The sequence below is a fragment of the Actinoplanes sp. NPDC051633 genome (assembly GCF_040681735.1).
Taxonomy (GTDB): Bacteria; Actinomycetota; Actinomycetes; order Mycobacteriales; family Micromonosporaceae; genus Actinoplanes.
The window spans coordinates 1-9,858 of record NZ_JBFAZH010000168.1 but is presented as its reverse complement, the minus strand read 5'-3'; the positions used below and the strand labels follow the sequence as shown (position 1 = coordinate 9,858).

The 9,858-nt window shown below is 71.2% G+C and carries 9 protein-coding genes; 4 read left to right on the top strand and 5 right to left on the bottom strand.

Annotation, left to right across the window (positions count from 1 at the left end; genetic code table 11):
- Positions 1–183 precede the first annotated feature (183 nt).
- Positions 184–552 carry an Rv2175c family DNA-binding protein gene (locus AB0M20_RS12610; RefSeq protein WP_364297432.1) on the bottom strand — a complete coding sequence of 123 codons (369 nt, stop codon included), beginning with the start codon at positions 550–552 and terminating at the stop codon, positions 184–186.
- Positions 553–611: 59 nt separating this feature from the next.
- On the opposite strand from AB0M20_RS12610, the gene AB0M20_RS12605 reads away from it, so the two are divergent.
- From AB0M20_RS12605 to AB0M20_RS12595, 3 genes are all read left to right on the top strand, one after another.
- Positions 612–1,364, top strand: coding sequence for a hypothetical protein (locus AB0M20_RS12605; protein WP_364297430.1), 753 nt, complete (start codon positions 612–614; stop codon positions 1,362–1,364).
- Positions 1,365–1,456: 92 nt separating this feature from the next.
- On the top strand, positions 1,457–3,418 hold the full coding sequence (pknB, locus tag AB0M20_RS12600) for a Stk1 family PASTA domain-containing Ser/Thr kinase (protein ID WP_364297428.1): 1,962 nt from the start codon (positions 1,457–1,459) through the stop codon (positions 3,416–3,418).
- On the top strand, positions 3,409–4,284 hold the full coding sequence (locus tag AB0M20_RS12595; RefSeq protein WP_364297426.1) for a deoxyribonuclease IV: 876 nt from the start codon (positions 3,409–3,411) through the stop codon (positions 4,282–4,284). The genes pknB and AB0M20_RS12595 overlap by 10 nt, the downstream gene beginning before the upstream one ends.
- Before the next feature lie 7 nt (positions 4,285–4,291).
- Here AB0M20_RS12595 and AB0M20_RS12590 read toward each other — a convergent pair whose 3' ends face one another.
- From AB0M20_RS12590 to AB0M20_RS12580, 3 genes are all read right to left on the bottom strand, one after another.
- A complete protein-coding gene (locus AB0M20_RS12590; protein ID WP_364297424.1) occupies positions 4,292–5,263 on the bottom strand; it encodes a GntG family PLP-dependent aldolase in 972 nt (323 codons plus the stop codon).
- Positions 5,256–6,662 (bottom strand): class II 3-deoxy-7-phosphoheptulonate synthase, encoded by a 1,407-nt coding sequence (locus tag AB0M20_RS12585; RefSeq protein WP_364297422.1) that lies wholly within the window; start codon positions 6,660–6,662, stop codon positions 5,256–5,258. Before AB0M20_RS12585 ends, AB0M20_RS12590 begins: the two co-directional genes overlap by 8 nt.
- Positions 6,663–6,727: 65 nt before the next feature.
- Positions 6,728–8,191, bottom strand: coding sequence for a glycosyl hydrolase family 18 protein (locus AB0M20_RS12580; protein WP_364297420.1), 1,464 nt, complete (start codon positions 8,189–8,191; stop codon positions 6,728–6,730).
- A gap of 208 nt (positions 8,192–8,399) precedes the next feature.
- On the opposite strand from AB0M20_RS12580, the gene AB0M20_RS12575 reads away from it, so the two are divergent.
- Positions 8,400–9,077, top strand: a complete 678-nt coding sequence (locus AB0M20_RS12575; RefSeq protein ID WP_364297418.1) for a DUF429 domain-containing protein — start codon at positions 8,400–8,402, stop codon at positions 9,075–9,077.
- Here the strand turns inward: AB0M20_RS12575 and proC are convergent.
- A partial coding sequence (gene proC / locus AB0M20_RS12570) for a pyrroline-5-carboxylate reductase (RefSeq protein WP_364297416.1) occupies positions 9,064–9,858 on the bottom strand: 795 nt, incomplete at its 5' end. The genes AB0M20_RS12575 and proC overlap by 14 nt on opposite strands.

Sequence of the window (9,858 nt, the reverse complement as noted above, 5' to 3'; positions counted from 1 at the left end):
CAGTGCCCGGCCGCGATCGCGGCCAGGTCCCAGAGCACGAAGATCACGACCACGGGTACGAGCGTGAGCAGCAGCCGCCGCCACCGCCGCAACACGTTGACCCTGAGCACCGGCTCCAGCCACCCGGCCGCGATCAGGCACCCGGCCAGCACGAACAGGTAGGAGAAGTGACGCACCCCGGGCTCAGAAGCCGAGCGCCTGCGCGCGGCGCTTGACCTCGCGCGCCCGCGGGCCGCCCAGTCCGCGTGCGGCGTTGCCGTCGAGATCGTCATCGGGCTCGTACAGCCACCGCACGGCCTCTTCGTCGTTATACCCGGCGTCGCGGAGCAAGGTCAGAACGCCGGGGAGGTGCTTGAGCACGGTGTCATTCGCCAATAGCTCCGCGGGCACCACCCGGATGCCGTCGCGTTTGACGGCCAGCAGGGAGCCGTCGCGCACCATCTGGTTCACCTTGCTGATGGATAGGTCCAATTTGTCGGCAACATCCGGCAATGGGACCCATCCAGTCGGCTCCGCGGCAATGGATTCACTCGCGGTTACGGAATCGCTCACGGCATCAAGCCTGCCATGAGCGGCAACCCAAGTACGAACAGAGGCGGAGCACCGATCCGATGAACATGCGCGAAGAGATGGCCGGGGCCTGGCGTTCGCTGCGCTACGACATGGGCAAGCGGGACGAGCACCAGCCGGAGCCCTCGTTCCCGGAGGAGGACCTCACCTCCACCGGGATGAGCACCTTCGGCGGGGCGGCGGACATGTCCGGCGGGATCGTGGAGCGCTCCGAGCACGTCCGGCCGCCGCGCCGGGTCGCCGCCGTGGCCGCGTTCGGCGCGCTGGCCGTCACCGGCGCGGTGGGCAGCTACTTCGCGGTCGTCAACGGCCTCGGCGCGCTGCTGTCCGAGGAGCCCGCGGCGCCGGACCCGTACCCGCTGGCCGTGGACGGGCCGGACGGCGCGATGGACGACACGCTTGCCGCGAACGCCGGGATGGGCCGCGGTACGACAGCCCGGCCGCCCGCCGGCACCACCGACCCGGCCGCTGCGGGCGCAGTGGGCGCGGTGGGCGTACCCCCCGTGAAGCTCACCCAGCCCGCGCCGCGCCGGACGGCCGCACCCGGCACCCGGCCCGCGCAGCCCGGCGGCACGCCGCCCAACGAGGACTGCAACTGCCTGACGCCGCCGGTGCCCACGCCCACCGCGCCCGGCACCAGCGTTTCGCCGTCGACCAGCGCGTCCCCGTCGGCCAGCGCATCGGCCAGCGCCAGCAGCGAGCCTCCCTCGTCGAGCCCGACGGCCGAGCCGAGCGCCTCGGGCAGCGGCGAGCCGGACGGCCGCAGCGCCAAGCGCCGGCATCACCGGCAGTAACGGCAGGTCAGGGTGCCGCACGGATACCCGTTCGGTCTCAGCTGTGGCATCCTGAACCGCCAGCACCGAAAGGCCACTTACACTTCACGCCGATGGACACCACAGTCGCCGACGAGTTGATCGGCACGACGATTGACGGGCGCTACCGGATCACCGGTCGCGTCGCCCGTGGTGGCATGGCGACCGTCTACACCGCCGTCGACGAGCGCCTCGAGCGCACCGTCGCGTTGAAGATCATTCACCCGTCGCAGGCGACCAACGTGCACTTCGTCGACCGGTTCACCGACGAGGCCAAGACGATCGCGCGGCTCACCCACCCCAACGTGGTCGCGGTCTACGACCAGGGCAGACACCTGGGCCTGCCCTACCTGGTGATGGAGTACGTGCAGGGCCGCACCCTGCGCGACCTGATCACCCAGCGGCGCCGGCTCAACCCGGTCGAGGCGCTGGCCATCCTCGAGCAGATGCTGTCCGCGATCGCCGCCGCCCACCGGGCCGGCCTGGTGCACCGCGACGTGAAGCCGGAGAACGTGCTGGTCGCCGAGGCGCCCAGCGGCGGCATCGCCAACCTGGTGGACAGCGTGGTCAAGGTGGCCGACTTCGGGCTGGCCCGCGCGGTCGAGGCGAGCAGCAGCAGCGACGACAGCGGCCACCTCATGGCGACGGTGGCGTACGTGGCGCCCGAGCTGGTCACCGACGGGCACGCCGACGCCCGCACCGACGTCTACTCGGCCGGCATCGTGCTCTTCGAGATGGTCACCGGGCAGGTGCCCTACGACGGCGACGAGCCGGTGCACGTGGCCTGGCAGCACGTGGACAACGACGTGCCCGCGCCGTCCACCCTGGTCCGGGGCCTGCCGACGGCGATCGACGAACTGGTCGCCCGGGCCACCCGCCGCGACCCCGGCGCCCGGCCGACCGACGCCGGCGCGCTGCTGGCCGAGGTGCAGGTCGTCCGCGACGACCTGGGCGCCGCGAACGTCGAGACCGCGCTGCTGCGCCAGATCCCGGCCCGGCACGCCGCCGAGGCCACCGCGATGATCCCGGCGATCACCACCGCGTTCCCGCCCGGTGGCGACCGGCCCACCTGGGCCCGGCTGCCGGAGCAGAAGAGCGGCCGGCCGCGCCGGGGTGCACCGCCACCGTCGTCGCCGCTGGCCAGGGTGGGCGCCTTCTTCGGCGGCGACAACCGCCGGGCGACGATCATCATCGCGGTCGCGCTGATGGTCATCACCGTGATCGGCAGCACCTGGTATGTGACCCTCGGCCGCTACACGGATACGCCGACGCTGGTCAACATGACCCGCGCGCAGGCCGAGCAGCGGGCCCAGCAGGGCGGCTTCGACGTGATCTACGCCGACGGGCAGTACGACGACAACGTCGCCAAGGACACCGTGCTCAAGCAGGATCCGCCGCAGGACGATCGCATCGTCAGGGGCGGCGTGATCACGCTGACCCTGTCGCTGGGCGCCGAGCAGTACCCGGTGCCCGACGTGGTCGGCATGGAGCTGAGCGCGGCCAAGGGCGAGCTGGACACGGTGAAGCTGAAGCTCAAGGAGGGCACCGGCAAGTACAGCGACGCGGCGCCCGAGGGCACGGTCATCTCCTCGGATCCGAAGGCGGGCACGCCGCTGAAGCCGGGCCAGACGGTGACCGTGGTGATCAGCAAGGGCCGCGCCCCGATCACCGTGCCCGACCTGACGAAGCTCAACATCAACGACGCCCGGGCGAAGCTCAAGGAGCTGGGGTTGTCGGCGGTGGAGTCGTACAAGGAGAGCGACGCGCCCAAGGACGAGGTGATCGGGCAGTCGCCGAAGCCGGGCACCGGGGTGGAGAAGGAAGCCGAGGTCAAGCTCGACGTCAGCACCGGGCCGCCGCTGGTCACCGTGCCGCGGGTGCTCGATCTGCCGTGCGCCCAGGGGCAGCAGGCGTTGCAGGCCGCCAACCTGCAGGCACGCATCGACTTCAACCCCAACGGTGTCGTGCGCGGCCAGCAGCCGCCGGAGGGCCAGCAGGTTCCGCCGCAGACCCTGGTGGCGATCCAGTGCTTCTGAGCCCGGCCGCGCAGTCCCGGATCGGCTCGCACACCACGACCTCCGGTGGGCTCGCCAAGGCGGCGCTGCCCTATGCGGACGCCGCCGGGTCCGAGGCGGTCCAGGTGTACGTGTCGAACTCGCGCGGCTGGGCGCTGCCGCCCGGCGACCCGGCGCAGGACACGCTGTTCCGCGACGGCTGCGGTGAGCGCGGCATCCCGGCCTACGTGCACGCGTCGCTGCTGGTCAACCTCGGTTCGCCGACGACGCTGACGCTCGAGCGGTCGGTGGACACGCTGACACACGCCCTCGCTCGGGGCGCGGCGATCGGCGCGACCGGGGTGGTCTTCCATGCCGGCAGCTCGGTGGTCCCGGAGCACGACGACAAGGCGATGCACCAGGTACGCGAGGCGCTGCTGCCGATGCTCGACCGCGCGGCGGCGGCCGGGCTGCCGCGGCTGCTGGTCGAGCCGACCGCGGGCGGCGGGCGCAGCCTGGCCTCGAGGATGGGCGACCTGGCCGCCTACCTCGCCGCCGTCGAGGGGCACCCGTGGCTGGGCGTCTGCTTCGACACCTGCCACGCGTGGGCGGCCGGGCACGACCTGGCCACGCCGGGCGGGATGACGACGACGCTGGACGCGCTGGTCGCGGCGGCCGGGCCGGGGAGCCTGCGGCTGATCCACGCCAACGACTCGAAGGACGACTGCGGCTCCGCCCGGGACCGGCACGAGACGATCGGCGAGGGCCGGATCGGCGCGGCGGCCTTCGCGGAGCTGTTCACCCATCCCGCCACGGCCGGAGTGCCGGTGATCGTGGAGACGCCGACCGAGAAGCACGAGGGCCACGCGGCCGACATCGCGCTGCTCAAATCACTGCGCCCCGAATAACCGCGCCTCAGATAACCGCGCTCAGCACGCCCGCGGCGTGGTCCACATCGTCGTCGGTGACATCCAGGTGGGTGATCACCCGGATGAGGGTGGGCAGCATGGCGGCGATGAGCACGCCTTCCTCCGCGGCCTTGGCGACGACCGCCGGCGCGTCGCCGACCTGCTTCAGCACGATGTTGGTCCGGCTGGTCCCGCCGATCGCCGCGGCCAGCCGGTCCGCCCGCGCGTGGTCCTCGGCCAGCCGCTCCAGGTGATGGTCCAGGGCGTGCAGCCCCGCGGCGGCCAGGATGCCGACCTGACGCATGCCGCCGCCCATCCGCTTGCGGAGCACCCGCGCCCGGGCGATCTTGTCGGCCGAGCCGATGACCAGCGAGCCGACCGGCGCGCCCAGGCCCTTGGACAGACACACCGACACGGTGTCGAAGAGCGGGCCGTAGGTGTCCAGCGGGACCTGGTCGGCGACGTGGGCGTGCCAGATGCGCGCGCCGTCGCAGTGCACCGGCAGGCCCAGCGCACGGATGGCCCGTAACGCCGGGAGACCGACGATCGTGCCGCCGCCCAGGTTGTGGGTCTGCTCGACGGCGATCGCCCGGGTCGGGTTGGAGGGGTAGCCGGCCGGGCGGATCATCGCCGCGATCGCGTCCACGTCGAGGTCGGCGCCGACCGACGGCCAGGTGCGGGTGGAGATGCCGCCGAGCGCCGCGGCCGCGCCCAGCTCGTACGAGACGACGTGGGAGTCCGCGCCGGCCAGCAACTCGCCGCCGGGCGGGACCAGCAGCTGCAGCGCGATCTGGTTGGCCATCGTCCCGGTCGGGCAGAACAGCGCCGCCTCGTGCCCGAAGAGCTCCGCGACGCGCGCCTCCAGCGCGTTGACCGTCGGGTCGTCGCCGAAGACGTCGTCGCCGACCTCGGCCTGCGCCATGGCTTGCCGCATCCCGGCGGTCGGCCGGGTGACGGTGTCCGACCGAAAGTCAGCCACGCAGCATCTCGGCGACCAGGAACGCCAGCTCGAGGCTCTGCTGGGTGTTCAGCCGCGGATCGCAGGCCGTCTCGTAACGGCTGGGCAGATCGAGGTCCTCGATGCCCTGCGCGCCGCCCAGGCACTCGGTCACGTCCTCGCCGGTCAGCTCGACGTGGATGCCGCCGGGGTGGGTGCCCAGGCCGCGGTGCACCTCGAAATAGCCGAGCACCTCGTCGACGATCCGGTCGAACTGGCGGGTCTTGTAGCCGTTGGACGACTCGTGGGTGTTGCCGTGCATCGGGTCGCACTGCCAGACCACCTTGGCGCCGGCCGCGGTCACCTTCTCGACGATCGGCGGCAGCGCGTCGCGGACCCGGCCGTTGCCCATCCGGCTGATCAGCGTGAGCTTGCCCGGCACGTTGTCGGGGTTGAGCTTCTCGCACAGCTCGATGGCCTGCTCGGGGGCGGTGCCGGGGCCGAGCTTGACGCCGATCGGGTTGGCGATGCGGCTGATGAAGTCGATGTGGGCGCCGTCGATCTGCCGGGTGCGCTCGCCGATCCACAGGAAGTGCCCGGACAGCCCGTAGGCGCGGTTGTCGGAGACCCGGGTCAGCGCGCGGTCGTACTCCAGCGCCAGCGCCTCGTGCGAGCAGTACAGGCTGACCGTACGCAACGCGTCGTCGTCGGTCATCCCGCAGGCCCGGATGAAGTCCAGGGCCCGGTCGATCTCGCGGGCGATGGCCTCGTACCGCTCCCCCGCCGGAGAGGCCCGCACGAAGTCCTTGTTCCAGTCGTGCAACCCGGCCAGGTCGGCCAAACCGCCGGCCAGGTACGCCCGCAGCATGTTCATCGCCGCGGCCGAGTTCGCATACGCCCGGATCATCCGCTGCGGGTCGGCCACCCGCGCCGTCTCGTTCGCGTCCAGCGCGTTGATCATGTCGCCGCGGTACGCCGGCAGGCCCAGCGCGTCGGTGGCCGACGACCGTGGCTTCGTGTACTGCCCCGCGACCCGCGCCACCTTCACCACCGGCATCGAGGCGCCGTAGGTGAGCACCACCGCCATCTGCAGCAGCGTGCGGGCGCCGGCCAGCAGGTGACTCTCGGTGTTGTCGGCGAAGGTCTCCGCGCAGTCGCCGCCCTGCAGCAGGAAGGCCCGGCCCTCGCACACGTCGGCCAGCTTGCTGCGCAGCTGGTCCACCTCGTAGGGCGCCACGATCGACGGGACGTTGGACAGCACCTCGCAGACCTGGGCCACCTCGCCCATGTCCGGCCACGGCGGCATCTGCACCCGCGGCAGCTCGCGCCACAGGTCCAGGCCGAGCGCCGAGTCCTCGGCGGAGTCGGTGGACGGGCGGGACGTCTGCAGGGCCTGGTTACCGACCCCGGGATAGCTGAGCTGATGCCACTCACGGCGCATGGCGACAAGCCTATGACGCAAGAGCGAGGTGGCCGACACCGGCCACCTCGCTCTTAGCCTGTGAATCAGAGGTTGTTCTTGATGGCGGTGATCAGCTCACCGTTGGCGGTGTCGCCGGAGAACTCCCAGAAGAACGCTCCACCGAGACCCTGGTTCTTGACGTAGGTCATCTTGCCCGCGATGGTCGCCGGGGTGTCGTAGCTCCACCAGTTGTTGCCGCAGTAGGCGTACGCCGTGCCGCCGACGACGTTCTGCGGTGCGGCCGGGCACTGCGTCTTGAGCACCTTGTAGTCCTGCACGCCGGGCTCGATGCCCGCCGCCGGTCCACTGGCCGAGCCGCCGGGTGCGGACTGGCTGACGCCGGTCCAGCCGCGGCCGTAGAAGCCGATGCCGAGCAGCATCTTGCTCGCCGGCACGCCCTTGCCCTTGAGCTTCTGGATCGCCGCGTCCGACCAGAATCCCTGCGTCGGGATGCCCGGGTAGGAGGTCAGCGGCGAGTGCGGAGCGGTCGGGCCGTTGGGGCTGAACGCGCCGAAGTAGTCGTAGGTCATCGGCATGACGAAGTCGAGCTTGTCGATGCCCGACTTGTAGTCGGCGGCGTCCAGCTTGCCGCCGTTCGAGCCGTCCGCCGAGATCGCCGAGGTGACCAGGAAGTTCGAACCGAACTTGGTGCGCAGCGCGGAGATCACCCGGTTGTACGAGTCCGGACCGCTGTTGTCGCAGGCCTCACCACAGGCGTTCGGGTACTCCCAGTCGATGTCGATGCCGTCGAAGAGGCCGTTCCACCGGGAGTCGTGGATCAGGTTGTAGCAGGAGTTGGCGAAGGCGGTCGGGTTCGCCGCGGCCTGGGTGAAACCGTCGGACCAGGTCCAGCCGCCGAACGACCAGATGATCTTGATGTTCGGGTTCCGCTGCTTGAGCTTCCTCAGCTGGTTGAAGTTGCCGCGCAGCGCGCCGGCGTCCCACGTGTCCGCGACGCCGTCGACGCTCTTCGACGCGTCGTAGAACATGTCGTAGTCGGCGTAGGAGTCGCCGATCGAGCACTGGCCGTTGGACGTGTTGCCGAACGCGTACAGGATGTGGGTCAGCTTCGAGGCCGAGCCGGAGGTCTCGAGGTTCTTGACGAAGTACTGACGGGCGTAGACGCCCCACTCCGCGAAGTAGCCGATGACCTTCTTACCGCCGGTGTTGGGCGGCGTGGTCGGCGGCGTCGACGGAGGCGTGGTCGGCGGGCTGGTGGGTGGCGTGGTCGGCGGGGTGGTGGGGGTGCCGCCGCCGCAGGCGCCTTCGTTGGCCCAGACGTCCCACTGGCCGCTGTGCGTGGCCGGGCTCTCGTTCTGGTTCCACCACTTGGCGCGGTAGTTGATGCCGGACAAAGAGGCGGTGTTCCCGCCGACGTAGACCTGCGACGCGCTCCAGGTGGGCGCGCACGCGGCCGCGGCGGACGCCGAGACCACGGGCAGGGTGGCGCCGACGGTGACGACCACCACCGCCCCGGCCCACAGGGCGCTCCGGAGGGATTTATGCACGGCGTCTCTCCTCGTGAACATTTAGGAAACTTTCCAGAAGAAAGCGTGATGAGACCGTAGTCACATCCATGAACTTGAGTCAAGAAGTCGCTAGCGATTCAGCACGACATTAAGTTTTCGACAGTGAGGAGTACGGCGTGCCATCGAACCACCACGGCGCGTAGTCTGCCGTCATGACCAACATCGTCGTCCGCATCGGAGTGCGCCGATGACCGTGAACGTCATCGGGGTCGACGCGTACGCTCTGGGCTGGGTCGGCGTCGAGCTGCGGGACGGTCACTTCGGCCGGGCGCTGCTCGCGTCCACGCTGTACGAGATCGTGGCGGGCAGCTCGGGCGCCGCGGTGATCGGTGTGGACATTCCGCTGGGCATGCTCCCGGACCGCTGGCGGGCGGCGGACACCCTGGCGGCCGACCAGCTCGGGCCGCGGCGCAGCAGCGTCTTCCGGGTGCCCCCGCGGGCGGTGTGGCAGGAGTCGGACTTCGCGACGGCGAACCGGTTGTGCCGAGAGCTCACCGGCTCCGGGCTGAGCCGCCAGTCATGGGCGCTGCGGCCGAAACTGCTGGAGGCGAACGCGATCTGGGAACGGCACCCGGGCCTGCTGTTCGAGGCGCATCCGGAGGTGTCGTTCCGGCAGATGGCGGGCGAGCCGCTCGCGTACGCGAAGAAGACCTGGACCGGTCAGGCCCGGCGGCGTGAGCTGCTCGCGCGGCACGGCATCGTGCTGCCGGACAACCTGGGACCGGCCGGGCAGGCGCCGCCCGACGACATCCTGGACGCAGCGGCCGTCGCGTGGAGTGCCCACCGGATGGCCACCGGCGCGGCGTTGTCGCACCCGTCGCCGCCGGAAGAGGCCAACGGCGCGCGGATAGCTATCTGGTATTAGCGGCCGCCTCGGCGATCTCCCGCGCCCGGTCCCGCGCCGCTTCGAGGGCCGACAGCAGCGCCGCGCGCACCCCGTGGTTCTCCAGCTCGCGGATCGCCGAGATCGTCGTGCCGGCCGGCGAGGTGACCTGCTCGCGCAGCGTGACCGGGTGCTCCCCCGAGTCGCGCAGCATCACCGCCGAGCCGATCGCGGTCTGCACGATCAGCTCGTGCGCCACCTGCCGCGGCAGCCCGAGCAGGATCCCCGCGTCGATCATCGCCTCGACCAGCAGGTAGAAGTACGCCGGGCCGGAGCCGGACAGCGCGGTCACCGCGTCCTGTTGCGACTCCGGCACCCGGATGGTCGACCCCAGCGGCTTGAACATCTGCTCCGCGATGGACAGATGCTCGGCCGTGGCGTGCGGCCCGGCGGAGATCGCGGTCATCGCCTGGTCCACCAGCGCCGGCGTGTTGGTCATCACCCGCACCACCGGCGTGCCCTCGGGCAGCCGGGCGGCGAAGAAGCCGGTGGGCAGGCCGGCGCAGAGCGAGATGATCAGCTTGTCGGCCGGCACCTTCGCGCCGATCTCGTCGAGCAGCACCCCGGCGTCCTGCGGCTTGACCGCGATGGCGAGGACGTCCGCCTCGGCCACCGCGGCCAGGTTGTCGACCGCCCGGACCCCGTACCGCTCCGCCAGCTCAGCGCCGCGCTCGGCCCGCCGCGCGGTGATCAGCAACTCGGCAGGCTGCCAGCCGGCCCGGAGCAACCCGGACAGCACCAATTCACCGATCTTGCCGGTGCC